26 protein-coding genes are annotated in these 22,743 nt (G+C 61.1%); 12 read left to right on the top strand and 14 right to left on the bottom strand.

What is annotated here, in order from left to right:
- Nucleotides 1-85 precede the first annotated feature (85 nt).
- The 3 genes from PSV38_RS03550 (at nt 86) to kefC (ending at nt 3,147) form a co-directional block, all read left to right on the top strand.
- Nucleotides 86-643, top strand: coding sequence for a ferritin-like domain-containing protein (locus PSV38_RS03550; protein ID WP_300544919.1), 558 nt, complete (start codon nt 86-88; stop codon nt 641-643).
- 66 nt (nt 644-709) lie between these two features.
- A complete protein-coding gene (locus PSV38_RS03545) occupies nt 710-1,324 on the top strand; it encodes an NAD(P)H-dependent oxidoreductase (RefSeq protein ID WP_300544917.1) in 615 nt (204 codons plus the stop codon).
- Nucleotides 1,325-1,326: 2 nt separating this feature from the next.
- On the top strand, nt 1,327-3,147 hold the full coding sequence (gene kefC, locus PSV38_RS03540) for a glutathione-regulated potassium-efflux system protein KefC (RefSeq protein WP_300544915.1): 1,821 nt from the start codon (nt 1,327-1,329) through the stop codon (nt 3,145-3,147).
- A 29-nt stretch (nt 3,148-3,176) separates the two neighbouring features.
- Here the strand turns inward: kefC and PSV38_RS03535 are convergent, their stop codons facing one another.
- Nucleotides 3,177-3,920 (bottom strand): DUF4142 domain-containing protein, encoded by a 744-nt coding sequence (locus PSV38_RS03535; protein ID WP_300544913.1) that lies wholly within the window; start codon nt 3,918-3,920, stop codon nt 3,177-3,179.
- 37 nt (nt 3,921-3,957) lie between these two features.
- Nucleotides 3,958-4,413 (bottom strand): PA2169 family four-helix-bundle protein, encoded by a 456-nt coding sequence (locus PSV38_RS03530; protein ID WP_300544911.1) that lies wholly within the window; start codon nt 4,411-4,413, stop codon nt 3,958-3,960.
- A 421-nt stretch (nt 4,414-4,834) separates the two neighbouring features.
- On the opposite strand from PSV38_RS03530, the gene PSV38_RS03525 reads away from it, so the two are divergent.
- From PSV38_RS03525 to PSV38_RS03510, 4 genes are all read left to right on the top strand, one after another.
- Complete coding sequence (locus tag PSV38_RS03525) at nt 4,835-5,290, top strand: porin family protein (RefSeq protein ID WP_300544909.1); 456 nt, start codon at nt 4,835-4,837, stop codon at nt 5,288-5,290.
- A 37-nt stretch (nt 5,291-5,327) separates the two neighbouring features.
- Nucleotides 5,328-6,218, top strand: a complete 891-nt coding sequence (locus PSV38_RS03520) for a YihY/virulence factor BrkB family protein (RefSeq protein ID WP_300544907.1) — start codon at nt 5,328-5,330, stop codon at nt 6,216-6,218.
- Nucleotides 6,219-6,246: 28 nt separating this feature from the next.
- Entirely contained in the window at nt 6,247-6,468 is a 222-nt protein-coding gene (locus tag PSV38_RS03515) for a hypothetical protein (RefSeq protein ID WP_300544905.1), read from the top strand.
- 162 nt (nt 6,469-6,630) lie between these two features.
- Complete coding sequence (locus PSV38_RS03510; RefSeq protein ID WP_300544903.1) at nt 6,631-8,091, top strand: RNA polymerase factor sigma-54; 1,461 nt, start codon at nt 6,631-6,633, stop codon at nt 8,089-8,091.
- Nucleotides 8,092-8,093: 2 nt separating this feature from the next.
- Here the strand turns inward: PSV38_RS03510 and PSV38_RS03505 are convergent, their stop codons facing one another.
- The 5 genes from PSV38_RS03505 to PSV38_RS03485 all read right to left on the bottom strand — a co-directional run bounded on the left by PSV38_RS03505 (nt 8,094) and on the right by PSV38_RS03485 (nt 13,998).
- Entirely contained in the window at nt 8,094-9,212 is a 1,119-nt protein-coding gene (locus tag PSV38_RS03505) for a catalase family protein (protein ID WP_300544901.1), read from the bottom strand.
- 14 nt (nt 9,213-9,226) lie between these two features.
- Entirely contained in the window at nt 9,227-10,537 is a 1,311-nt protein-coding gene (locus PSV38_RS03500; RefSeq protein ID WP_300545545.1) for a sorbosone dehydrogenase family protein, read from the bottom strand.
- Nucleotides 10,538-10,667: 130 nt separating this feature from the next.
- Nucleotides 10,668-11,081, bottom strand: coding sequence for a DUF2177 family protein (locus tag PSV38_RS03495; RefSeq protein ID WP_300544899.1), 414 nt, complete (start codon nt 11,079-11,081; stop codon nt 10,668-10,670).
- The gene (locus tag PSV38_RS03490; RefSeq protein ID WP_300544897.1) at nt 11,078-11,962 is read right to left on the bottom strand and encodes a DUF6279 family lipoprotein; all 885 of its coding nucleotides are present in this window, start codon (nt 11,960-11,962) and stop codon (nt 11,078-11,080) included. Before PSV38_RS03490 ends, PSV38_RS03495 begins: the two co-directional genes overlap by 4 nt.
- 20 nt (nt 11,963-11,982) lie before the next feature.
- Nucleotides 11,983-13,998, bottom strand: a complete 2,016-nt coding sequence (locus PSV38_RS03485; RefSeq protein WP_300544895.1) for an AsmA family protein — start codon at nt 13,996-13,998, stop codon at nt 11,983-11,985.
- A 178-nt stretch (nt 13,999-14,176) separates the two neighbouring features.
- Between PSV38_RS03485 and PSV38_RS03480 the strand changes: the two genes are divergently transcribed.
- Entirely contained in the window at nt 14,177-14,830 is a 654-nt protein-coding gene (locus tag PSV38_RS03480) for a DJ-1/PfpI family protein (protein WP_300544893.1), read from the top strand.
- Here the strand turns inward: PSV38_RS03480 and PSV38_RS03475 are convergent.
- Both PSV38_RS03475 and PSV38_RS03470 read right to left on the bottom strand, forming a co-directional pair.
- Nucleotides 14,800-15,000, bottom strand: a complete 201-nt coding sequence (locus PSV38_RS03475) for a hypothetical protein (RefSeq protein WP_300544891.1) — start codon at nt 14,998-15,000, stop codon at nt 14,800-14,802. The genes PSV38_RS03480 and PSV38_RS03475 overlap by 31 nt on opposite strands.
- Before the next feature lie 28 nt (nt 15,001-15,028).
- Nucleotides 15,029-15,970: a hypothetical protein gene (locus PSV38_RS03470; RefSeq protein WP_300544888.1), complete on the bottom strand. Its 942-nt coding sequence runs from the start codon at nt 15,968-15,970 to the stop codon at nt 15,029-15,031.
- A 244-nt stretch (nt 15,971-16,214) separates the two neighbouring features.
- Here PSV38_RS03470 and PSV38_RS03465 point away from each other — a divergent pair, with 244 nt between their 5' ends.
- Together PSV38_RS03465 and PSV38_RS03460 are read left to right on the top strand one after the other, a co-directional pair.
- Nucleotides 16,215-16,670: a response regulator gene (locus PSV38_RS03465; RefSeq protein ID WP_300544885.1), complete on the top strand. Its 456-nt coding sequence runs from the start codon at nt 16,215-16,217 to the stop codon at nt 16,668-16,670.
- Nucleotides 16,671-16,690: 20 nt separating this feature from the next.
- The gene (locus PSV38_RS03460; protein ID WP_300544883.1) at nt 16,691-16,909 is read left to right on the top strand and encodes a hypothetical protein; all 219 of its coding nucleotides are present in this window, start codon (nt 16,691-16,693) and stop codon (nt 16,907-16,909) included.
- A 23-nt stretch (nt 16,910-16,932) separates the two neighbouring features.
- Here the strand turns inward: PSV38_RS03460 and PSV38_RS03455 are convergent, their stop codons facing one another.
- From PSV38_RS03455 to PSV38_RS03445, 3 genes are all read right to left on the bottom strand, one after another.
- A complete protein-coding gene (locus PSV38_RS03455) occupies nt 16,933-18,339 on the bottom strand; it encodes a sigma-54 dependent transcriptional regulator (protein WP_300544880.1) in 1,407 nt (468 codons plus the stop codon).
- Nucleotides 18,340-18,534: 195 nt separating this feature from the next.
- Nucleotides 18,535-19,038 (bottom strand): pyridoxamine 5'-phosphate oxidase family protein, encoded by a 504-nt coding sequence (locus PSV38_RS03450; protein WP_300544878.1) that lies wholly within the window; start codon nt 19,036-19,038, stop codon nt 18,535-18,537.
- Nucleotides 19,039-19,363: 325 nt separating this feature from the next.
- Nucleotides 19,364-19,549 (bottom strand): CsbD family protein, encoded by a 186-nt coding sequence (locus PSV38_RS03445; RefSeq protein WP_300544876.1) that lies wholly within the window; start codon nt 19,547-19,549, stop codon nt 19,364-19,366.
- 171 nt (nt 19,550-19,720) lie between these two features.
- Here PSV38_RS03445 and PSV38_RS03440 point away from each other — a divergent pair, with 171 nt between their 5' ends.
- On the top strand, nt 19,721-20,218 hold the full coding sequence (locus PSV38_RS03440; RefSeq protein ID WP_300544874.1) for an FxDxF family PEP-CTERM protein: 498 nt from the start codon (nt 19,721-19,723) through the stop codon (nt 20,216-20,218).
- Nucleotides 20,219-20,282: 64 nt separating this feature from the next.
- Here PSV38_RS03440 and PSV38_RS03435 read toward each other — a convergent pair whose 3' ends face one another.
- Complete coding sequence (locus PSV38_RS03435) at nt 20,283-21,863, bottom strand: ATP-binding protein (protein ID WP_300544872.1); 1,581 nt, start codon at nt 21,861-21,863, stop codon at nt 20,283-20,285.
- A gap of 264 nt (nt 21,864-22,127) precedes the next feature.
- On the opposite strand from PSV38_RS03435, the gene PSV38_RS03430 reads away from it, so the two are divergent.
- The gene (locus PSV38_RS03430; protein WP_300544870.1) at nt 22,128-22,436 is read left to right on the top strand and encodes a hypothetical protein; all 309 of its coding nucleotides are present in this window, start codon (nt 22,128-22,130) and stop codon (nt 22,434-22,436) included.
- A 67-nt stretch (nt 22,437-22,503) separates the two neighbouring features.
- Here PSV38_RS03430 and PSV38_RS03425 read toward each other — a convergent pair whose 3' ends face one another.
- A complete protein-coding gene (locus tag PSV38_RS03425; RefSeq protein WP_300544868.1) occupies nt 22,504-22,716 on the bottom strand; it encodes a hypothetical protein in 213 nt (70 codons plus the stop codon).
- Nucleotides 22,717-22,743: the final 27 nt, after the last annotated feature.

The raw sequence follows: 22,743 nt of genomic DNA, 5'->3' as shown, positions 1-22,743 counted from the left end.
GCGCGCGCCCAGCGCCGATGCAGACTGACCGTGGCCGAACGTAAATTGAAGTCATGGCATCACCCCAGCAGACGAGGACATCCCCATGAGCACCGACGCCCCCACGACATCAAAAGCCCCAGGCAACCGACTGGTGCTGGATGAGTCCGCGATCAACGCCGCCAAATCTGGCTTGGACAAAGGCGCGGTGACCCCTCACGATGCGCCCTGGCGTGAGGACATCATCAAGCTGTTGAACGATGCGCTTGCCACGGAATTGGTGTGCGTGCTGCGCTACAAGCGCCACCACTTCACCGCCGAGGGCCGCTCCTCGCCCAAGATCGCCGAGGAGTTCCTGGTGCACGCCAATGAGGAGGCGGCCCATGCCGACCGCCTCGCCACCCGCATCTCGCAACTGGGGGGCGAACCCGATTTCTCGCCCGACAGCTTGACCAAGCGCAGTCATGCCGAGTACGACGAATCGCTCGATTTGACCGCCATGATTCGCGCGAACCTGGTGGCAGAACGCGTGGCCATCGAAACCTACAGCCAGATGATCGACCTGATTGGCGACAAGGATTCCACCACCCGCCGCCTGTTGGAAGACATCCTCAGCGATGAGCAAGAGCATGCCGACGAACTGAAGGACTGGCTGGGAGAGTAAGTCGGCCTTCAGGCCGCGCGGCCTGTTGGGGTACAAAGGCGCACCTGCGTCATTTTGTGGTCCCCAATGTTGGCTGCTCCCTCCATCCTAGTCCTCGCCGCGCACCCTGATTTGCGTCATTCGCGGGTTAACCGCGCCTTGATGCACGCGGGGCAGTCGCTGGCGAATGTCACTGTGCGCGATCTGTACGCGCTGTACCCCGATCATGTGATTGACGTGCCCGCAGAGCAAGCCCTGGCCGAGCAGGCCGACTTGATCGTGTGGCAGCACCCTATTCATTGGTACAGCATGCCGCCGCTGATGAAATTGTGGCTGGACGATGTGCTGACACTGGGCTGGGCTTACGGCCATGGCGGTAACGCATTGCGCGGCAAGGACCTGTGGCTGGTGACCACCACCGGGGGCACGCCCGAGGCCTACAGCCCCCAAGGCTACAACCGCTATTTTTTCGACGCCTTCTTGCCGCCCTATGAGCAAACGGCTGCCTTGTGTGGCCTGCGCTTCTTGCCGCCGCTGGTTTTGCATGGCGCCCACGCCGTGTCGCGTCAGGAGTTTGAGGCGCACGTCCAGGTGTACCTAGACCGCTTGAGCACTTACCCGCAATGGCCGGAGATGGCCGATCTGGACGCGTGTCCCTTGTGCGAAGTGCCTGTCCGCGATCGCCGGATCGAGGACGCCTGAGCATGGAACACAGCAACTGGTTGCTCAGCACCCTGGTCTACCTGTCGGCCGCGATCATCGCGGTGCCCTTGGCCAAGAAGCTCGGGCTCGGCTCAATCATCGGCTACCTGGCGGCGGGCATTGCCATTGGCCCTTTCGGGCTGAAGTTAGTGGCCGACACCGAATCCATCCTGCACTTTGCCGAATTTGGCGTGGTGCTGATGCTGTTCCTGATTGGCCTGGAACTGGAGCCGCCTCGCCTGTGGGCCTTGCGCCGCCCCATCTTCGGCTGGGGCAGTTTGCAGCTCGTGGGTTGCGCGCTGGCGTTGACGGCGGGTGCGATGGCCTTTGGGGTCTCCTGGCAGATCGCCGTGGTGGCGGGCCTTGGTTTGGCCCTGTCGTCCACCGCCGTGGCCTTGCAGGTGATGAACGAGCGAAACATGCTGCCCACCTCGGCCGGACAGGCAGGCTTCGCCATCTTGTTGTTCCAGGACGTGGCGGCCATCCCCATCCTGGCCTTGATCCCTCTGCTGGGCGCCAAGGCTGAGGCGGCGGGCAACCCCGGGCTGGAGGCCTTGCGCGCTTTGACCGTCATCGTGGGCATCGTGGTGGTGGGGCGTTTGTTGTTGCGCCACGCCCTGCGCTGGATCGCGCGCAGCCAGTCGCAAGAGATTTTCACCGCCGCCTCGCTGGCGCTGGTGGTGGGCATCGCTGCCTTGATGCAAGCCGTGGGCTTGTCGATGGCGTTGGGCGCTTTCCTCGGGGGGGTGTTGCTGGCCGAAAGCGAGTACAAGCGCGAGCTGGAAACCGATGTGGAGCCATTCAAGGGTTTGCTGCTGGGCTTGTTTTTCATGGCCGTTGGGATGACGATCGATTTTGGCGCCTTGTCGCAGCACCTTTGGTTGGTGGTGGGCATTCTGTTCGGCTTCCTGGCCATCAAGGGCGTGGTGCTGTGGAGCTTGGCCAAGCTGGTCCAAGTGCCCGTGGGCGAGCGGCCGGTGTTCACGCTGTTGCTGGCCCAAGGGGGCGAGTTCGCGTTCGTGGTGTTCCAACAGGCCGCGGGGGCTCAGGTGTTTTCCGCCGAGGTGTCATCACTGCTGATTGGCACCGTGGCCCTCTCAATGCTCATCACCCCTGTGCTGCTGGTTGCCATCGACCGATGGGTGCTGCCCCGTTTTGCCAGGCTGGCAGCGCCTTCGCCAGATGCATCGCTGACGCAGCGCCAGGAAGCGCCGGTCATCATCGCCGGCTTTGGTCGCTACGGGCAGGTCGTGGCCCGGCTGATGTACGCCAATGGCCTGAAAGCCACCGTGCTGGACCACGATGCCGAACAGGTCGAGGCCTTGCGCGGCTTTGGTTTCAGGGTGCATTACGGCGACGCCACCCGGCTCGACCTGATGCGCGTAGCAGGCGCGGCAGCCGCCAAGGTGCTGGTCGTGGCGGTTGACGATGTCGATCAGAGCTTGAAACTGGTGGACCTGGCCAAAGCCCATTTTCCGCACTTGGCCATCGTGGCGCGGGCACGCAATGTTCAGCACTGGTACGCGCTGCGGGACCGAGGCGTGACACTCATTGAGCGGGAGACGCTGGACTCGGCCCTGATGAGCGGGCGCAGTGTGTTGGAGCTGATGGGTTGGCATCCCCACCATGCGAGGCAGATGGCCATGCGTTTTCGCCGCCATTCCGTGCAGCAGCTCGACCAGTTCTGGCCGCACCACAAGGATCAGAAGGCCTTGGTGGCCATGGCCAAGCAGGGGCGTCAGCAGCTGGAAGAGTTGTTTGCGCAGGAGCGAGAAGCGCCTCAGGGGAACCGGCCTCAAGGCTGGGGCGATGAGCAGCCCTGACAGGACTGGCTGCCCACGCCATCATCCCCTCAAGCGCCTGCGCCACCTTTCAAGCTGGCAGACAGGTTCTGCGCCGCACTGAGGTGAGCCCGCAAGGTGGGCAAGGTGGACGAGGCGAACTCGCGAACCTCGTTGTCCTTGGCTTCACGGCTGGCTTTTTCAAACAGGCCGATGTCCGTCTTGTGGTCATGCAAACCCACGATTTGGATGAACTGCCGATCAAACTCCGGACCGGTCAACTTGGTCAGTCGGTCAATCACTTGCTGCTTGTCCGTGGGCAAGGTGGTGGGCAGCACCACATTGCGCCGCTGGGCCAGCAGTTGCAACTTCTGGTTGGCCATGGTGTGGTCGCTCACCAGCATGGCGGCGTAAGACTTCACCGAGGAATCCGACGCATTCGCGGTGGCCAACTGCGCCAAGGCCAATTCATATTGGCCACCAAGGGCCGCGTCTGCCAGGAACTTCTTCTCTTCCGCGTTCAACACCGTGGCAGCCGCGGTGGGCGATGCGTTGGTGGGAACGCCTGCCGATGTCGGCTCGCTGTTCATGGTGCTGCCGGGGTCCCGCGTGAGACTGGCGTCGCCAGTGGGATACGTGGGTGACGCAGAAGCGGCTGAATCATTGGCCGCCACCATGGCGCTGTCCTGCAGTGGCGTATCGGCGGAGTTCGCTGTTCTGGCGCTGACATCATCCTGCCGGTTGCACGCGCTCAAGGCCAGGGTGGCAGACACCGCGATGCCTGCCAGCCCCAAGATTTGACGTTTGGTTTTCATGGTTTCTCCTCAGTGCGGGTAAAGCCTGCAGAAGCTTCTACAGGGTGGCCTTGTGTTGATCGCGCAGCAACTTAACTTGGTCGTGATTGCGTTGAACGCCAATGAGCTGGCGCTCAATGACCGCGCGCAATGCAGAGGGAAGGGCGTCTTCCTTCAGGGCTTTGCGGTAGCGAGCCAGGGCAGTGTCCTCGCCACGCTCGCACTCTTCCAGCACGGCCTCATCGCTGTAGCCGGTCAGGGAGTCGCGCACAGCCACCCAACCGCGGTGAAGGGCCCCGGCGACGCTGCCGCTTTGCTCGGGCTTTCCGCCGTACTGCAACACAAAGGGCTGCAACTCGGCTGCCGCGCGTTGGCATTCGACCGCACGTTGGATGAACAGGCTTTTCAGCTCGCTGCTGGTGACGTGCTTGGCGCAAGCATTGAATCCTTGCTCGCCATCCTTGGAGGTTTCGATGAGGTCGTTGAGTGTGTCAACAATTTGGTCGTTCGTCATGGTGTCTTCCTTGGTTGATGCGTTTCAACGCGGTGGTGAAGCAATGAATCAGCCGCATTTCCAGCGATTGGAGAGGTGCACTGATGCCTACGATGGCAGGCAAGCAGCGTGCCGCATGCACATCGCAGTCAAGGCGCGCCATGCACGGCACGCCGGTTGCTGATCACTGTTTGATCACACCGCGCAGCGCGCTTTTTTTATGCCAGGAGCCGCGATGAACTTTCCGCAACGACCAGCCTTACCACGAACGTGGTGGATGCTCATGTTGTGCGTTTGTTCGCAATTCAGCCATGCAGCGGATGCACCTGGGGAACCGCCTGCCCTGGAGGGGCCGTTTGCCAGCAACCTTGAATACGGCAGCGAAGCATCGGGTCCCAATGCTCGAGCTTGGTCGCCACGCCAGAAGAAGCACCATGTGGGCTTGAGCATTGGATCGGCCCGCTTGCCTTGCATCGAGGGCATGGTTTGTCGCCGCAGCGGCAGGGCCATCACCTTGTACGGCGGTGGAGAATTCAGTCAGCGCTGGGGGTTCGAGCTGGCTTACATGCGCATGAGCAACCTAGAGCATGTGGGCAATGCTGTCCGCGTGAGAGGCATCAATGTGAACGTGTTGGGCGAGCTGCCTTTGGGTTCAAGCTTGAGCCTGACGGGCCGTTTGGGCGCCAACTATGCGCGCACGCGCATGGACTTGGCCACCAATCCGGCAGTCCCTACCGGTTCGGCACAGGGCTTCGGGCTTTCTTACGGTGTAGGCATGAACTGGGATGTGTCCGAGAGATGGTCAGCCTCGGCCGACCTGAATCGGCATGATTTCAAGTTCGTGACCGGCCGTGACAACGTGGACACGGCCACGGTGGGCCTGCGTTACCGTTATTGACGGCATGACAAGCTGGTTTGATCGACTCTGGAGTTTGATGCCGCCGATGTTGCGGCAACCCTTGCAGATCCTGGTCAAAGCGGTGATCCGTTGGTCGGATGACCGGGGCCCTCAGTTGGGGGCGGCCATCGCCTTTTACACGATGTTCGCCGTGGCGCCTTTGCTGGTCGTGGCCATCGCCATTGCGGGCGCAGTGTTTGGTGAGGACGCAGCCCGGGGGCAGATCGTCGGCGAGATTGAAGGGCTGGTGGGCCAGGCGGCCGCCAAAAGCATCGAAGCCATGATCGAGTCAGCCTGGCGCCACCCCAATGGCCTGTGGGCCAGCCTACTGGGTGTGGCCACCTTGCTGGTGGGTGCCACGGGGGTGTTTGCGGAGTTGCGGCGCGCCCTCAATGCCATTGCGCGGGTGGTGCCCGCACCGTCCTCGGCCTTGTCGACCTTTGTTCGCGCACGCCTGATCGGGTTTGCGCTGGTCCTGGGGTTTGGTTTTCTGGCGATCGTCTCCCTGCTGCTCAGCGCTGTGCTGGCCGCCTTGAGCACCTACATGGCCACCCGCTACCCCACCATGGCGGAACTGATGGGGCTGGTGGACGTGGCGGTGTCCACGTGCGTGCTGGTGATGGCCTTTGCCGCGCTGCTGCGTTGGCTCCCTGAAAGAAAGCCCAGCCGCCTTGCCGTGTGGGTGGGAGCGATCAGCAGCGCGGTGATGTTTTCTGTGGGCAAGCACCTGATCGGGCTCTACCTGGTCCACGCCAGTGTGGCGTCAAGTTATGGGGCTGCAGGCTCTTTTGTGGTGGTGATGCTGTGGGTGTATTACTCCGCGCAGATCCTGCTGCTCGGTGGCGCGTTGGGAGCCGTGGTGGACGAGCATTACCCGTTGGCGAGATCGGCACGTGGATTGCCCGCTGAAGAGCATGAATCCCACTGAAAAAAACTCCCCCCCGCAAGGTGACACCTTGCCCCGAGTCAAGGGCAAGTCTTCGCCCCGTTTGCCGCACGAGCATGACGAGTCTGCGGACAGCCAGACCAGCGAGCCCAGGCCTGAGATGAAGCAAGCCCACGCGGACATTGAACGCGGGCTGGTGGACACGGACCGTTCTCCCGTGACTGACGAGGTTTATAACCGCACCCTCAAGGAGGGAAAACCGACAGGCGGCCAGGCCAAACCTAGGCGTTAGAGCAAAAACCCTGCCCATCGGCAGTTGTTGCGGTAAACCGCACATGTTTTTTGAAATTTGCAGGCCCATCAAGGCGATCTGAATGCAGTTTTCCCAGGGCAATCAATCCGGCACGGGTGTTGCAAAGAGAGTCACTCCCATGACACCTCAGAGAGACGCCCCATGAACTCACCGGCCATTCGCCAGGAACACCGGCAGCATCAGACTCTGACCCCTCGCTTGCAGCAAGCGGTGCGCCTTCTTCAACTGTCATCGTTGGACTTTGCCCAGGAAGTGCGCGATGCGATGGGCAAGAATCCATTTCTGGAGCCGGAAGACTCCGCCGGTCCGGATGCGTCCGATGCCAGTGAGACCCCTGCAGTGGCCGAGCCGGTGGCCGAGGCCGCCTCTGAAGCCATGGATGCCGAGACCCCTTCGGCCATGAGCGATGCCGAGCCCTCCTGGGAGCGCGACAGCTGGCAATCGGCCACGGGGGCTCGCACAGGTTCAGGCGGCGACTCCGACACCAGCATGATCGACATGGTGGCCGATGACCTGGGCTTGCGCGCTTACTTGCGCAACCAGATGAATGCCTGGCCTTTGAGCGACCGTGAGCGGGTGCTGGTGGTCACGATCATTGAATCCCTGGATGACGACGGCTACCTGCGCACGCCCTTGATGGAGTTATCGGCCTTGACCGAGCTGTCGCCGGTTGCCGATGAGGCCGAGATGGAGGCCGCGCTCAAACAGGTTCAAACCCTGGACCCGATGGGGGTGGGTGCGCGCAGCGTGTCTGAATGCCTGCTGTTGCAAGTGCCTTCCATCGAAGACGAGCAGGTCCGTGATTTGGCCCGCATCATCGCCACGCACTACCTCAGTCGGCTGGCCCAGCGGGACGTGGCTGGCCTGGCCAAGACACTGAGTTGCAAGGCGGCCGACATCGATGCCGCGTGTGAGCGCATCCGTCACCTGGATCCCCGGCCTGGTTGGCGTTTTGGCACGGCCTCGGACACCCAGTTCGTGACACCCGATGTCATCGTCAAGCAAGTGCGTGGCGAATGGGTGGCTTCGCTGAACCCTGCCGTGGTGCCGCGCGTGCGCATCAACCAGATGTACGCTGAGTTGTTCCAGAAGCACCGCGATTCCAACCATGCCGAATTGGCCGCCAATCTGCAAGAAGCTCGCTGGACGGTGCGCAATGTGGAGCAGCGCTTTTCGACCATCCTGATGGTGTCGCAGGCCATCTTGAAGCGCCAGCACCACTTCCTGGAGTTTGGCCCTTTGGCCATGAAGCCCCTGGGCTTGCGTGAAATCGCCGAGGAGGTGGGTTTGCACGAATCGACCGTCTGCCGCGTGACCAACAACAAGTTCATGGCGACCCCCGTGGGCGTGTTCGAGTTGAAGTATTTCTTCTCGCGCGCCATGCCCACGGCCAGTGGCGGTGAGTGCTCGGCCACGGCCATCCGTGGGGTCATCAAGGACATGATTGATGCCGAGAATCTGAGCAGCCCTTTGTCAGATGCGGAGATCGCCCGTCAGCTGGCGCGACAAGGGCTGCAGGTGGCACGTCGCACCGTCACCAAGTACCGCCAGTTGCTGAAGGTGCCTCCGGTTGACCGTCGGCGCAAGCACGTGGTGGCCTGAGGTCAGTCAGGGAGGTCGTCCAGGGAGCGTGGCTCCTGGATGGCCTGGCGATTTTGACTGGCACGCAATTGTGCGGACATCTCGTAGGCGGACTTTCGCAGCCGCATGATGGCGCCCAAAGGACGGTGTGCGGCCAAGCCATGCCAAGGGCTGAAGGAATAGGTGTCATCGATCACCGCCGAGCGCGCTTCGCTCCATGCTGTTTGTGGAGGCACTGTGACGCGGGCCACAGGCAGGTAAGCGCTGACGGCTTCGGGCCACTCGGCCAAGGCATCTTCAATGGGCATCAAGTTGATGTCGGTGCACAACTGCAGGCGCACCTCCCACTCCGCGCTGTGGCTTGAAAAGAAGTCAAGCACCGCATCGCGCAGGCCGTTGGGCTTGTCGTGAAGATCCAGGTGGGCGTTCTTCAACAACAGCATGCCCGGTGAGACCGGAACCACTGACAACTTTGCCATGTAAGGCCCCAGCAGCATGGGCACCTGCGAATAAAACGTCTCGCCGAGGATGTGGGTTTCGGGGTGGCCGCCGATGCTTTTCAAGGTGGTGCTTTCACCGCCCACGCTTTCAATGACCTTTTCAGCCCCACGGGCCACGGCGGAGAACACTTTCTTCAAGCCGGGCGCTTTGTTCGTGGTGCTGGCCAGCAGCTTCAAGCCTTTCAAGAAGCCCTTGCCAGTGGGTGCCGCGAAGCGTGGGCCGTTGACCAGCACGAAGTCCTGCGTGACCTGGCCTTCGGTGCCTGCCAAGCGCTCGCCTTCAACCCCCACCACCTTGATCGCCATGCCCCGTGGGGTGGACACGCGGTCGTGCAGCAAGTCACCGGGGATGGTCGACAAGCGCATCACGATGGGGTAGGCCATGGGTGAGGTGAACAGGCCTTGGGCCAGCACTGGCGGCAAACCCGTGAGCACCCTCAACTCACCGCGCAGCAGGCCATGGCTTTTGGCATGAACGCTGCGCAAGCCATGGCCTTCGGCGGTGGCGGTGGCGGTTTTCTCGGAGATGCCTCGCAAGGTTTCCAACAAGCCCTTCTCGGTGGCGGCTTCGTCATCTTCAAGGTGTTCAAACCGCGCCTCGTAGCGCACAGGGAAGGGCGAAACCAGGGTGGGTTTGAGCATGATGAAAAACTCCTTCAGGGGGTTTTTGGTGGGGGCGGCGATGTGGGCAGGGCCGTGACGCGCCAGATCACATTGCCCACGTCATCGGCCACCAGCAGTGCGCCTTGCTTGTCGATGACCACGCCCACGGGACGGCCCAGGGCATCGCCATCCTTGTTGACGAAGTCGGTCAGCACATCCAGAGGTTGCTCGCCAGTGGGCTTGCCTTTGCTGAAGGGCACGAAGATCACCTTGTAGCCACTGCGGGGCTCGCGGTTCCAGGAGCCATGCTGGCCGATGAACACGCCGTTGGAGAACTGCAGCGGCAAGGTGGTGCCTTGCGAGAAGCTCAGGCCCAAAGAAGCGGTGTGTGGCCCCAGCGCATAGTCGGGCACGATGGCCTTGGCCACCAAGCCAGGGTTGGCAGGCTTGACGCGGTCATCAACATGCTGGCCGTAGTAGCTGTAGGGCCAGCCATAAAACCCACCATCGCGGACCGAGGTCATGTAGTCTGGCACCAGGTCGCTGCCCAGCTCATCGCGTTCATTGACAGTGGTCCACAAGGCACCGCTTTCGGGTTCCCAGCCCAAACCATTGGGGTTGCGCAGGCCGGAGGCAAAGACGCGTCGGCTGCCGGTTTTGAGGTCCACCTCCAGGATGGCGGCGCGCTCCTTTTCAGCGTCCATGCCGTTCTCGGCCACGTTGCTGTTGGAGCCGACGGTCACGTACAGCTTGCTGCCGTCTTTGCTGGCGATCAGGTTCTTGGTCCAGTGGTGGTTGATGGGCCCGCCGGGCAGGTCGACCACCTTGGTGCCGGATCCGGTGATCTGGCTTTGGCCGGGGCTGTAGGCGTACTTCCAGACCGCATCGGTGTTGGCGACGTAAAAAATGTTGCCGATCAGAGCCATGCCAAAAGGCGAATTCAGGCCCTGCAGGAAAACGGTTCTGGTCTCGGCCACGCCATCAGCGTTGGCATCGCGCAGCAGGGTGATGCGGTTGGCGCTGGGCACGCCAGCGCCTGCCTTCTTCATGACCTTCTTCATCACCCAGCCTTTGAGGCCTTTGCCATCTTCCGGCTTGGGGGGGGCGTTGGTTTCTGCCACGAGCACGTCGCCATTGGGCAGCACATACAGCCAACGGGGGTGGTCCAGCTTGTCGGCAAACCGGGCCACGGTGGTTCCGCTGGCGGATGAGGGCTTGCCTCCGGTGGGCCACCCTTTGGCGGGGGCGATGTTCACCGTGGGGATCAATGACTTGTCGGGCTTCGGCAGCTGTGGGTTCAGGCCGGTGCCGGCCGACACTGGCAATTTGGCGTCAGCCCAGGCCACCGCGCTCAAAGAGGTCATCAGCGCGGTCAAAGCCAGGGTGAGGACCGGTCGTGTTTGGAGCATGAAGAGACCTTTTTGACGGATTCAGATGCCTGTGACTGTGGCTCCATGGTGGCTACCGGGCCGTAGGCTGTCGCCTAAGAATTTGTCAGACATGTCCGACGTGGATCTGCACGGCTTTGCCTGCGCCCGCAGCCAAGCCACTGACCAGGCTGCCCCACACCACGTCCATGATCGACAGTTTGAGGGGCCAGTCGCGCAAGGTGGCCAGGTTGGTGATGTCGTAGGTGGCGTAGGCAAAGAATCCGAACAGGGCACCCATCAAGGCGGCTTTTGTCCAGCCTGCATCGTCACCCGTGGGCAGCACGGCAAAAATCACCAAGCCCAAGGGAAAGAGCAGGTAAAACAAGGCGCCGATGGCCAGGTTAGGCTGCGAGGCCATCAGGTGCCCGATGCCTTGCTGGTACCAGGGCTTGGCGATGAAGCCCAGCCAAAGTATGTCCAGCAACAGCATCACCCCTGCGGTGCCGCCATAGATTTGCAAGTAGTTCATCGTGTTCATGCGGGTTGCTTGTTCAAAATGCGCAGGTCCGACTCCCAGTCGCGCAGGCGTTGCGCGGCTTTTTCTTTCTGCTCCGGCGTAGTCTGTTGATGCAGGCTTGACGTCAGCTTGCAGCCCGCCGCGATCCACTGCTGGCGTTGGCTGCGCAAAGGTTCGCGTGGTGGGTCGAAAAACTGCTGGAACAACTCGCGCAGGGCCGCCTGGGCTTGTGCCGGGGTGGCTTTCTGGGCGCTGAGCTTGCGGATCAGTTGAACGAACTCACGCTGGTAGACCTGGCGCTCCTCGTACACATTTTGCGCGTTCAGGTGCAGGGCGGCAATCTCGATTTTCACGTGGTCGCGTTGTGATTCGTTGAGTCGGCCATAAAAAATCTCGGCCACCTTGAACACGAACTTGGCGGCGGCCTTGTGGCGGTCCTGGACGTCGTCCTCCAGGTAGTCATCCCGGAAGTCTTCGTTGGTTTTGGCCTGGTGCTTTTCAAGGTGCCTGACCTGATCGGGGCTGAGCGACAGGACCAGATCGGCCATGGCGGGCACCGCCTGGTCGATGGCCTTGCGGCCCCAGCCCTCCAGTTCCGTGCGGCGTTCGCAGGCCAGGGTCGACGACACCGGCGCCAGCGCCTCCTTCTCCGCGCGCGCCAGGAAAGGCACGTACACCGGCAATTGGGTGCGGCGGTGCCATTGGAACCATTGCCTGATCGCGCCCTTCACCTGCACCGACTGCTCTTCATTGAAGTCAAAGGCGCGGTTCAGCTGCCAGTAAGCCAGGTGATCGGCCTGGTTGTAAGCCAGTCTGACCACGCTGCAGGCGGTCAAGGCGAGCATGATCATCATGAGGAGCGAGACGCTCAGTGAGCGGGTGACACGGGGTGTAATCGACATGGGTCCTTGCGTAATTTTTTTCATGGACGGGCCACCTGGGCCTTGGGCCGGTCGCCTTTGAGTTTCGCCAGGGCCTGCTGACAACCGCCATCGGTCTTGTCGCCCAAGTCGATCAGCGGAATGATGCTGGCCAGGGGGTTGATGAAACCCAAGGCTACCGCGGAAATGACCTTCAAGCCCAGGGGCTTGGCTTCCAGCCGGAACTTGGGATCGGCAAATGTGCCTTGCACCCTCAAGGGTGACCGCAAGGTCAGGGGGCTGAAGTCCTTGGGCTTGGCGGTCATGACCAGATCCAGGCTTTCATCCACCAGTGACAGCGAGCCCGACACCAGGATGGTGGAATCCTTGGTGTCGATCACCCCGACCTCCGGCTTCAAGGCGCCTTGCTGCGCTTTCACGCGGACTGCGGCGCAGTGCATGGGCATCAGATCATCGCCGATCACCACCACACCCAGGGCTTGGGCAACGTCCAGGCCAATGGCCTCCACCACCAGGTGGGAAACGGTGCCATCCTGCACCCAGGCCTGGGCGTCGCCATCCATCGTGGCGAGCATCTGAGAGGCCGAGTTGCCTTGGCCGTGCAGCTTGGCATGGCCTCCCAACTGGCCGGTCACGTAGCGACTTTGTGCGCCTTTGTCCAGCTCTTCCTTCCCTACAAACTGGTTGCGAGGGCTCAGCCACTGCTCCAGGCGGATGCCTTGCCAATGCACATCAGCACTCCAGGTGGGGGGCTTGGGATTGCCATCCAGGCTGACGCGCCCGTTGACTCGCCCATCGGCGGTGCTGGCCAGCAAGTCCGAGATGGTCAGCACGCCTGATTGCAGCTTCAGTTGCCCATCCAGAGGTTCCAGTGGCCGTGCGAACAAGGAGCCCAGCTCCACGCGCTTCAAGCGCACCTTCAGGTCGGCGTTCATCGCGTGCAATGAGGGGATGTCAAACGTTCGCTGCGGCACGACTCTGCCGCCCGGCGGGGGCGGATTCTTGGCACCGGGAGCCTGTGCGCCAAAGGCCGGGGCCAGGTCGCTCAAGACAAAGCGTGAACCTGTCAACTCGCCAGTGAGCAAGGGAACCTTGGGTCGGCGGTCAAAGGTGAATGAGCCCCCCAACTGACTGGTGCCCACATCCAAGTTGGTTTGCTTGAGCGACCACACATCACCCTTCTTGCTCAAACGGCCCTTCAATGAGAACAGCGTGGTCGTGGGCAAGGTCACCCCCACGGCATCACCCACGGCTGCCAGGGATGGGCCTGACAAGGTCAGGGTGCCATCCAGATCAGACAGGGTCAGAACGTCCACCCCTTGGCCATTGAAGCGAAACTTTGACTGCCCGGCACTGGCCTCCACCGTGATGGGCACTGCCATGGCGGAGTCGGGCGAGGCCGCCAATGGCAGCACGCCACTGGACTTGATGCGAAGGTCAAAGGGGCGCTTGAGGTAATGTCCCTTGCCATTGATCAGCAGGCCGCTGCCGCCTTGGGCCTGATCGCCTTCCGTGGTGCTGACCTGGGCATCCAGGTTCAATTTCATCAAGTCGTCCTGCATCTGCAAACGACCCGCTTTGACGACCAGCTTGTCAAAGCGAGGCAGGTCCAAGCCTGGCGAATCGGTCGGCTTTGCCGACTTTGGCGCAAATTGCCAGTTGGCTTGACCTTGAACATCGCGGCTCAAGGTGGCATCCATGCGGTCGAGCTCAAGTGAGGTGATGCGGATGGGTTCACGGGGACCAACGCCCATCAATCCGAAAACGGTCGAGTAGGGCAAGTCAAGCCGAGCATTCACGGCGTTCAAGAGGTCAGGAGCCGAACCGGGTGAGCCAATTGTCAAGGCGTTGGTGCTCAGACGAATGGCACCCAGCAGGTGAAGGGAGAATTGGTCGCCCAACACGATGCGCCTCTGCAGCTTCTGACTGAGGGTGCGCTCCAGGGGGCCTCTCAGGAAGGGCCAGCCTTGGTATTCGCACACGGCCACGGTGGCGATGGCCGTGGTCAGGATTCCCAACACCAGCAGCGTCCCTGTCTTGCCATGTTTGTTCATCATGCATCGCAACGGCAATCGGCATGCCTGAGATGAAGGCACGCGCTTTGCTGAATACAGGCATCTGCAACTCTGGAGAAACAAAATGGGAAAGTATTTTTTAGGTTGGTTGTTGGGTGTTCCCACGATCGTGCTGGTCATCCTTTATTTCCTCTTCAACTGATCAGGCGATGAGGACCTCATGAGAAACCCACCATTCATCGATGCTGCAATGGACTCGTCCCTCGCGGCCTTCGGCATGCTGCAGGCCGACTCGATGGCAGCAGAACCACCATCGCCTGTGTTGGCATCGCGCCGAGTGGCGGTGCTGGCGAGCGATGGTTTGAATGAGGTCCAGCTTGATGCAGTGCGCCGTGTTTTGGAAAGCGGCGGGGCCCAGGTCAATGTGGTGTCCAACCGCGCTGGGCCCCTTTGGGGTGAGTCAGGTCGGCAGGTGCCGGTTGATCACCATTGGCTCGACATGCCCTCGGTGATGTTCGATGCGGTGTATGTCCCTGGCGGGATAGGCAGCATCGCCATCTTGCAAGAAGACCCGGACGCGCGTCACTTCATGCGAGAAGCGTACGAGCAGGGCAAGTCGGTCGCCGCCACCGGACACGGGGTTGAGTTGCTGAGGGAAGTTGGTGTTCCGGTGCCATCCCGCGCTGATGAACACACCGGCAATGGCATCGTGACCGACCTACACGGACTGGCTTTGGAACATGTGGCCGAGCAGTTCATCGCCGCCATCGTGAAGGACAGGCATTGGCGGCGCGGTGGTGAGGATCGGAATGCCGCCACTTCGTGGTCGGCACTGCCCTTCAATCACGGCAGTGAGGGGTCCGGGCCCATCTGACTTCCAGTGCGGGGCAAAGCCCCGCCTTCATGTTCCCAGGTCTGCACCGCTTCGGGCTTGGCTCTGGAGCGCAAGGCCGCTTGGCGTCTTTTCTGGCCCTGCTGGCGCAGTGACCAAACAGTCCCGGTGAACAACGCGGCCAGGGCAAGGTGGTAAAGATTGCGGTTCATGCTGATCTCCTGTGGTGCTGGGTGAACATCAAACGGCTTGGATGGTGTTGTTGGAAGTGACCAGCATCAATGAACTGGCCAAGCCATGGGAGATGGGGTCACTGCTCACCGTGATGCCACGCACGAAGTACTCGGTGAATACCGTGGTCGCGTCCGTCAGCAGGCGAATGCTCTGCAAAAGTTTGTGGGCCAGCAGGGGCTTGAAACTGTGGCTGTCGATTTCATCGTCATGGGCCCGAGTGGCCAGACAAGCATCGTTGTCTGTCACCTGACGACACACCATGGCCAACGCATCGCACTGCATGGCATCTTGTTGAGCCGAGGCCAAGTTGCGCATGGCTTGTGCGATGTTGTTCAGGGCCATCGCCGCTGATGTCAAGGTGCCATGCAGGCTGACCAGCTGATCTGTGTCGCGCTCGATCGGAAGCGTGTTCAAGGTGCCGGTGAAAGGCAGGCGCAAGGTGAGGGTCAAGGCTTTGGCCACTTGCTCGCGCACGGGCCGCGACGTGCCTTGATGCATGACCAGTTGATGTTCGCGGGGCAGGGCGGCCAGGATGGACTGGTGGGCCAGCATCAGTTGGTCCACATGGTGGACGAGTTCTTGGCTCGTCTTCGGATGCTTCGAGGCGGCCGTCAATTCCAACTCAGTGTTCAAGCAAACCAAGGCGGGCAAAAGATTGTGGGCCACGCCCACACTGGCCGCCACCTGCAAGGCCGTGTAGGGGTCCGAGATGACGTTCGAGGTGGCCAAGTCGATGGCCTCGGCCATGCCCGGACTGACCTGTGCCAGGTCGCGGCTGGCCTTGACGCAAGCACGTTTGACCATCGCCATGGCCGCTGTCAACTCCGACGGCATGCCTTCCTTCGATTTGGCGAACTGTGCCACGGGCCACATATTCCCGCCGCCATGGTGGCTTTGCCAAGTTCCCTCGGCGGCGTGCGTGGCGGGTTGTTCTGTCGTTGCGGGCATGACGAGGTCTCCATCGGCAAGGGGCAAATGCCCAATGCACTCCCGTGTGAGCAATCTAAGGGCCTGAAGCTACATCGGTTACTTCTTGAAGCATCCGCGTGAGATCGCCACGGGCTTGCACGCTTTTCCGTAATCTTTTCCGACTTGAGAGGATGGCGACGCCTTTGGAAGGCAAAAACACGGGATGGTGGGTGGCATAACGCTTGCTGTCCCCAAGTGAACTCAACCTCGCCGAGGAATCGACGTGTCAGCTGTCCACCACTCCCGCCCCCAGGTCCTGTACGTGGAAGATCATCCTGTCAACGTGCAGTTGATGCAGGCCCTGTTTGCGCAATTGCCCTCCCTGGAGTTGACCGTGGCCATCACTGGTGAGGAAGGCTACCAAGCCGCCATCAAACGACCACCAGCCTTGTTGTTGCTGGACCTCAACCTGCCGGATTGCCATGGCACCGAATTGCTGAAGCGTCTGCGCGGACAAGCGGTTTTGTCCTCCGTGCCTGCCATCGCGGTGACGGCGGCCGATGTTCAAAATTTAAACGAATCCACGTTCCTGGAAGTTTGGCAAAAACCGTTGGACATTCCGTCCATCCTCAAAAGGCTCGACCAATTGTTGCTGGATCGGTCGTCCACTTTTTTTGCCGAAGCGCCTTGGGGCATGAAGGTAAAAACCATGACAGCCATGCCTGCTTTCACCCGCTGATTTTTTCAATGGAGCTCACGATGAAGTCATCTTCTGACCAACGCCATGCCTTGCGTGATGAATTCGAGTCCACCAAAGCGACGAGGGACGCGTCCAAATCGCGCAAGGGTTGGTATGCCACACGCAAAGCCCAACTCCTGGCCGAGGCAGCCTTTGCCGAAATTGAAGACATGGTGGTCCCGTTCTACCGGCGGCGGTCGGCAGCAACACCGGAGCAGCAGACGCTCAATCAGCGTTGAGCCGCGCTCCGGCCCTTGCTTGCTCAATGGCCCAGATCACCCCAGGATGAGGAGTCAGGGGGCAAGTCGGCATCCATGCTGGCGGGCACGGTGGAGTACTCCTTGAGGCGGTTGTACAAGGTCTTCAGGCTGACACCGAGGGTGGCTGCCGTTTTCTCCTTGTGTCGCCCCAGGTACTCCAGGGTGGCCAGCGTCACCTGACGCTCGATTTCAGCCAAGGTGGTGCCCACGCGGATCGACAGCATTGGTGCGCCCGTCAGCACGGGCAAAGGCGTGTCGGTGGTGGGCAGGCACTCATCAATGATGACGCTGCCACGGGCCATGACGTAGGCACGGTGAACAATGTTGCGCAACTCGCGAACATTGCCAGGCCAGCCATAGTCTGACAACCGGCTCAGGGCTTGCGGTTCAAAGGTCTTGACCTGGCCTTCGCGGCGCGAAATCTCTTCCAGAAAGTGTTCGGCGATCAAAGGCACGTCTTCGGACCGCTCGCGCAAGGCGGGCAGGTGGATCGGGAAAACATTCAAGCGGTACAGCAAGTCTTCCCTCAGCTTGCCATCTTTCACGGCTTGCATGGGTGAGCGGTTGGTGGCCGCGATGATGCGCACGTCGGTCTCCTGAACCTGGGTGGAGCCCACGCGCATGAACGTGCCGGTTTCCAGAACGCGCAGCAGCTTGACCTGAAGCTCCAATGGCATCTCGGTGATTTCGTCCAGGAACAGCGTGCCGCCACTCGCGCGTTCAAAGAAGCCCTGATGCTGCCGATCAGCGCCGGTGAAGCTGCCTTTCTCGTGACCGAAGATTTCGCTTTCGATCAGGTGGGGCGAGATGGCGCCGCAGTTGACGCCCAGGAAGGGCCTGCCGCGCCGACGGCTCAGGTCGTGAACCGTGCTGGCCACGACTTCCTTGCCGCTGCCGCTTTCGCCGGTGATGAACACCGTCACCGCCGTGCCGGACACTCGCAGGATCTGCTCGTACACATGGCGCATGACGGCCGAGCGGCCCCACAGCAAGCCAAAGTGGCCTTCTTCTTCCAGGCCCGTTTGCAGATCGGCCGCCTCAGCTTTCAGGGCCGAAGGTTTGGTCACGCGCGACAAGATGCCGTGCAACTGCTTCATGTTGACGGGCTTGACCAGGTAGTCCACGGCCCCCAGGCGCAACGCCTGGATGGAGGTCTCTAGGCTGGCGTGTCCGGTGATCAAAACGACTTCGGTGTTGGCCAGGTTCTTGCCGTCGTCAAACAACTGCATGCCGCTGCCATCGGGCAGCATCAGGTCAAGCAGAACAATGTCGGGTTCCTGCAGCGCGAGTTGCTTGCGTGCATCCCGCAGCGAGCCAGCTGTCGCGACGGTGAAACCTTCCATCGCGATCAATGTGGCCATCATCTCAGCCGAGTCGGCTTCGTCATCCACCACCAATGCGTGAGGCATTCCAAGATCCTTGAATGTGTAAAAACCAGTTCAAAAACAATTATGAGCGATCACCCGCTGTGTGTCCGTAACTTCCCTGAGATTTCGAAGTGTGCAGGGGCAAATCGGCGAGCCCAAACGCACCCAGGCGCCCGAGGGTCAGCCTTGGGCGCCGATTGTGGCCAAAAAAGGAGGTCTGCTCAAACGCAGCGTTGGTCACCCGAGGTGCACTTGTTCATGCTCTCCCATGTGGGAAGGCGGTTTGCCGGTGATGGCCGCTTTGGCCATCTTGAGCAACTGAACCATCTTGCTGCTCTTGACATCCCAGTATTCAGCCTGGTGGATGTCCACGGCCAGCAAAGCCAAGTCGGGGTCATCAACGCCCCCCGGAAACCAAGCCTGTGACATGGTCGACCACAGCGCTTGTTTCTTCGCCGGGTCATTGACCAGGCGCGCCCGCCCGCTGATCGACACGTAGCGGTCGTCCTCGGGTGAGGCGTAGGCCACGTTCACCTTGTGTCGGGCCAGCACATCACGCACGGTGTCACTGCGTGCCGAGATAAAGAACCAAAGGACTGAGTCTTCGTCCTCTTGCCGGTTTTGTGTGGTGAGTGGGTGCGAACACAGATCACCCGATTCGGTTTGCGTGGTCAGCATGCCAAAGCGGATGTCGCGGATGAGTTTCCAGAGCGATTGTTCTGGGGTGTTCTGTGAGGTCATGGCGTGGGTCCAATTTCAAGTGGTTCGACGTGACGTCAAGCAACGCCATCGGCGTGGGCATCACCGGGGGTTCATGCACCGGAATCTTGATCTCGTCAGGGGGCGGGTCTTCGACCTCCGGGGGCGGTAGATCCGGGCCCTGTGGTGGTGACGGTGCTTGCGGTGGGGCCGGGGTGGTGTGGGGCGGTACCGGGGACGGCGCGGGCGCAGGGCCCAGGCGCATCCGGAGAGCAGGGTGGTCGTTCATGGGCGGTGAAGGCAGACGGTGCCGTAAAAATGACGCGCTAACAGGGAGTGACGAGTGCACCGTCACTCCCCCGAGAGGTCAGGCCTTGTCGATGGCGTCCTTGACCCTTTCCTTGGCATCGCCATAGCCACCCTTGACCTTGCCGGTCAGTTGATCGGCCTTGCCTTCGGCTTTCAGTCGATCATTGTCGGTCGCCTTGCCCACGGCTTCCTTGATCTTGCCCTTGACTTCTTCGGCTCGGCCGGACACTTGGTCTTTGTTCATGGTCAAACTCCTGATGATGGGTCGGACGAGTTCACCGTGATCTCGCCTCACGACCTTTCAGGCAAATGGCAGGCCCAAAACTGAAAAATCCGCCCGGTCACGAGTTGGGCACACCGTTTGCTATATAAATCCGAACTCGATTTGAGTTTGTTTTCACATGGGGGAATACACATGGGCCTTAAATTTTTAGCCGTCGCCATTGCCAGCGTTCTGGCATTCAATGCGCACGCCAATACCACCGATTGGGGCAACCACGGCACGCTTGAGCTGGGTAGCAATTTGTCCGAACCTGGCGACATCAATGACATCTTCTCTTTTGTGCTGGGCGAAGGTTCCAGTGTGGTGAGTTCTGCGGTGGCCCTGGGCTCGCCCGGCTTGCTGAACATCGAAAACGGCATGGTCAAGCTGTACAAGGAAACCGGTATTGAAGATGCCTTCCTGGGCAGCTATGCCTTCGACGGCACGACCGGCAGCACCTTCCACACGTTTGACCTCAGTGCGCCTGGCGCTTACTACTACAACGTGGTGGGTCAGGCCACGGGCGGGTTTGGCGGTTTTTATTCGCTGAGCTCGGCCACCACCGCGGTTCCGGAACCCACCACCCTGGCACTGATGCTGGCGGGCCTGGTGGCCACGGGCAGCATGTACCGTCGCCGTCGTCAATCCTGAGTCGCCCACACGCGACTCAATCCCACTCGACGGTGGGAAAGGCGCTCTTCGGAGCGCTTTTTTTTCAGGTCGTCACCCCTGCAGCGGCTTTGTCCAGGGCAGCTTCCAGCGTTTGAAGCACCATCTGCGAGTCGATGGGCTTGCCCACATGCTCGTCGAAGCCTGCGGCCAGTGCCCGTTGTCGGTCTTCCTTGCGCGAGAAAGCCGTCAGTGCCAAAGCCACCAGGCGAGGCCGGTGCAGGCGAGCTTCCATTTCACGAACGCGGTGGATGAAGGCATAGCCGTCTTCATCCGGCATCGCGATGTCCGAGATCAAGGCATGGGGTTGTTCTTCGGCGGGGGCGCGGGCCAGGTGTTCGTAAGCACCTGCCGCGCGGTCAAAACTGAGCAGTTCGATTTTGGCGTCTCGCAGCAGCAGCTCGAGGATCTCGCGGCCATCGGGGTCATCCTCCACCACGACCACGCGCTTGCCCGCCAGTGCGCTCAGGGGCAACTGGTGCTGCGAAGCGGGGGGGGCGGCGAGGCTGGGTTGGTCTGGCAACTCGATGGTGAAGGTGGCGCCCAAACCGACACCCTCGCTGCTGACGTGGATGTGGCCGCCATGCAATTCAATCACCTGTTGGGCCAGTGACAGGCCCAGACCCAGGCCGCTTTGCCGACGGGTGCTGGAGCTATCGGCTTGCTGGAATCGGTTGAACAGAAATGGCAATTGGGTGGGGGCCAGGCCAATGCCGCTGTCCTTCACCTCAATGGCCAAGGCTTGGGGCTTGCGCAACGTGCGCACATGGACGATGCCATCTTCTGGCGAAAATTTGATGGCGTTGGACAAGAGGTTGGTCACGGCCTGCCGCAAACGGTTCACATCGGCCGAGACGGCGTCAATGCTGTCGTCGTGGCTCACGTCCAGGGTGATCCGCTTGACGGCGGCCCGGTCATGCATGGACGCTGCCGCGTCATCAATCAGCGAGGCCAGGTTGGCACGTCCCCACTGCAGTTCAAAGGTCCCTGAAAGAATGCGTTGGCTGTCCAGCAGATCGTCCACCAGGCGGGCTTGCGCCTGCGTGTTACGGTCGATGGCGTCGAGTGCTTTTTCCTGCAGCGCATTGAGCGGCCCGGCGCGACGCAGCACGTGGGCCCAGCCGCGCAATGCGTTCAAGGGTGAGCGAAGTTCATGGGTGACCACCGCCAAGAACTCATCCTTGGACAAGGCCAGCGCCTCGGCCTCCCCGCGGGCCATTTGCTCGCGTTGCAGCATTTGCTCCCGCTGAATCTCGGCCTGCTTGCGCTCGGTGATGTCCTCGGCGATGCCGCCCACGCGCACAGCTTTGTCCTGAGCATCGCGCACGTAGAAGCGCCGATCGCGGATCCAGCGGCTTTGCCCTCGGGCGTCCACAATTCTGTATTCGCGCACGGAGTTCTCGGACGCAGCGGTGTCCGAGAAGAAGGGGGTGGGCAAGAGGTGGGCGTCTTGGCTCACCACGGCTTGATTCCATCGCGTCGGATCTTTCAGGAGCGCGTCGCTGCCGATGCCCCAAAAATGCTCGAAGCGGGAATTGATGTAGACCAACTGCTGGGTGTTCAGGTCGGCCAGCCAGAATACGTCGTCGCTGCTTTCAGTGAAGCGCTGGAATGGCATTTCACGCATCACAAGCTCAAAGGCTTGTGCGGGGGTCGAAGAAACCGGTGGGCTTGTCATGACGGACCGCGCGGGCAGTGCTCCTCTTTTGGTATGTTGGCAGAACGCTGGTTTCAATCCACGCGCACCATGTGTGCGGCAGCGCTTACACGGTTCAGAAAATCTTGCCGATTCCTGGCCTGAGGCCCCGGCTTTTCATCGGTCTTTCCAATCTGATGCACAAGGCATGCCATTTGCCAGTTTTCGTGGGTCTTTTCAACTCAGGAGATTTCGATGAATGACAGAACGCAAACCTTGCTTCAAGACGGCGACGCCTTCACATCTGGCGCTGCGGTGGACCGCGTGGCCCAACGAGCCCATGAGGCCATTGACACGGTGGTGGCCAAGGTCAAGCCAGCGGTTGAAGGCGTTCATTCTGCCGCCAGCCAAGCAGCTGAGGCCCTGCATGCCAAGGCCGATGCCTTGGGGGCATGGGAGGGTGAGTGGCTGGACAGTGCCCGCACCCACATTCGTGAACAGCCTTTGACCGCGATTGCCGTTGGTTTGCTCGCCGGGGTTTTGTTGAGCCGACTGGCCCGCTGAAGTGCCTTGAAGGCGCATGGCTGGGCAGTGCGTGAGCTTGCCCAGCAGTCTTCATGGTGAGTAGGTCTCAGCGCTGATCAGTCTTGGTGTCAGACGGCTTGCGGGTGGCTTGTCCGCCTTGCTGTGACTGATTCTTGCTGGGTGAGTCCATTTGACCAGAGCCTGGTTGATGACGCTGGCTGTGGTCTTGCTCTTGCTGGCGATTGGTTTGTGGTTGCCGATCGCCGCCTTGCTGCTGAGCGGGCGAGTTCTTTTGACCTGGTTGGTTTTGCTGAGTCATGAAAGTGCTCCTTCGTTTGAGAAACGT

It is taken from the genome of Aquabacterium sp., assembly GCF_029946005.1.
GTDB lineage: Bacteria > Pseudomonadota > Gammaproteobacteria > Burkholderiales > Burkholderiaceae_C > Aquabacterium.
Note: the sequence above shows the minus strand (reverse complement) of the source record. Positions and strands in the feature narration are given on the sequence as shown.

What these genes read in the sequence shown, in the direction of transcription:
- PSV38_RS03550 (WP_300544919.1), top strand. Translation starts at nt 86, where the DNA reads ATGAGCACCGACGCCCCCACGACATCAAAAGCCCCAGGCAACCGACTG.
- PSV38_RS03545 (WP_300544917.1), top strand. Translation starts at nt 710, where the DNA reads ATGTTGGCTGCTCCCTCCATCCTAGTCCTCGCCGCGCACCCTGATTTG.
- kefC (WP_300544915.1), top strand. Translation starts at nt 1,327, where the DNA reads ATGGAACACAGCAACTGGTTGCTCAGCACCCTGGTCTACCTGTCGGCC.
- PSV38_RS03535 (WP_300544913.1), bottom strand. Translation starts at nt 3,920, where the DNA reads ATGAAAACCAAACGTCAAATCTTGGGGCTGGCAGGCATCGCGGTGTCT.
- PSV38_RS03530 (WP_300544911.1), bottom strand. Translation starts at nt 4,413, where the DNA reads ATGACGAACGACCAAATTGTTGACACACTCAACGACCTCATCGAAACC.
- PSV38_RS03520 (WP_300544907.1), top strand. Translation starts at nt 5,328, where the DNA reads ATGCCGCCGATGTTGCGGCAACCCTTGCAGATCCTGGTCAAAGCGGTG.
- PSV38_RS03510 (WP_300544903.1), top strand. Translation starts at nt 6,631, where the DNA reads ATGAACTCACCGGCCATTCGCCAGGAACACCGGCAGCATCAGACTCTG.
- PSV38_RS03505 (WP_300544901.1), bottom strand. Translation starts at nt 9,212, where the DNA reads ATGCTCAAACCCACCCTGGTTTCGCCCTTCCCTGTGCGCTACGAGGCG.
- PSV38_RS03500 (WP_300545545.1), bottom strand. Translation starts at nt 10,537, where the DNA reads ATGACCTCTTTGAGCGCGGTGGCCTGGGCTGACGCCAAATTGCCAGTG.
- PSV38_RS03495 (WP_300544899.1), bottom strand. Translation starts at nt 11,081, where the DNA reads ATGAACACGATGAACTACTTGCAAATCTATGGCGGCACCGCAGGGGTG.
- PSV38_RS03490 (WP_300544897.1), bottom strand. Translation starts at nt 11,962, where the DNA reads ATGTCGATTACACCCCGTGTCACCCGCTCACTGAGCGTCTCGCTCCTC.
- PSV38_RS03485 (WP_300544895.1), bottom strand. Translation starts at nt 13,998, where the DNA reads ATGATGAACAAACATGGCAAGACAGGGACGCTGCTGGTGTTGGGAATC.
- PSV38_RS03480 (WP_300544893.1), top strand. Translation starts at nt 14,177, where the DNA reads ATGAGAAACCCACCATTCATCGATGCTGCAATGGACTCGTCCCTCGCG.
- PSV38_RS03475 (WP_300544891.1), bottom strand. Translation starts at nt 15,000, where the DNA reads ATGAACCGCAATCTTTACCACCTTGCCCTGGCCGCGTTGTTCACCGGG.
- PSV38_RS03470 (WP_300544888.1), bottom strand. Translation starts at nt 15,970, where the DNA reads ATGCCCGCAACGACAGAACAACCCGCCACGCACGCCGCCGAGGGAACT.
- PSV38_RS03460 (WP_300544883.1), top strand. Translation starts at nt 16,691, where the DNA reads ATGAAGTCATCTTCTGACCAACGCCATGCCTTGCGTGATGAATTCGAG.
- PSV38_RS03455 (WP_300544880.1), bottom strand. Translation starts at nt 18,339, where the DNA reads ATGCCTCACGCATTGGTGGTGGATGACGAAGCCGACTCGGCTGAGATG.
- PSV38_RS03450 (WP_300544878.1), bottom strand. Translation starts at nt 19,038, where the DNA reads ATGACCTCACAGAACACCCCAGAACAATCGCTCTGGAAACTCATCCGC.
- PSV38_RS03445 (WP_300544876.1), bottom strand. Translation starts at nt 19,549, where the DNA reads ATGAACAAAGACCAAGTGTCCGGCCGAGCCGAAGAAGTCAAGGGCAAG.
- PSV38_RS03440 (WP_300544874.1), top strand. Translation starts at nt 19,721, where the DNA reads ATGGGCCTTAAATTTTTAGCCGTCGCCATTGCCAGCGTTCTGGCATTC.
- PSV38_RS03435 (WP_300544872.1), bottom strand. Translation starts at nt 21,863, where the DNA reads ATGCGTGAAATGCCATTCCAGCGCTTCACTGAAAGCAGCGACGACGTA.
- PSV38_RS03430 (WP_300544870.1), top strand. Translation starts at nt 22,128, where the DNA reads ATGAATGACAGAACGCAAACCTTGCTTCAAGACGGCGACGCCTTCACA.
- PSV38_RS03425 (WP_300544868.1), bottom strand. Translation starts at nt 22,716, where the DNA reads ATGACTCAGCAAAACCAACCAGGTCAAAAGAACTCGCCCGCTCAGCAG.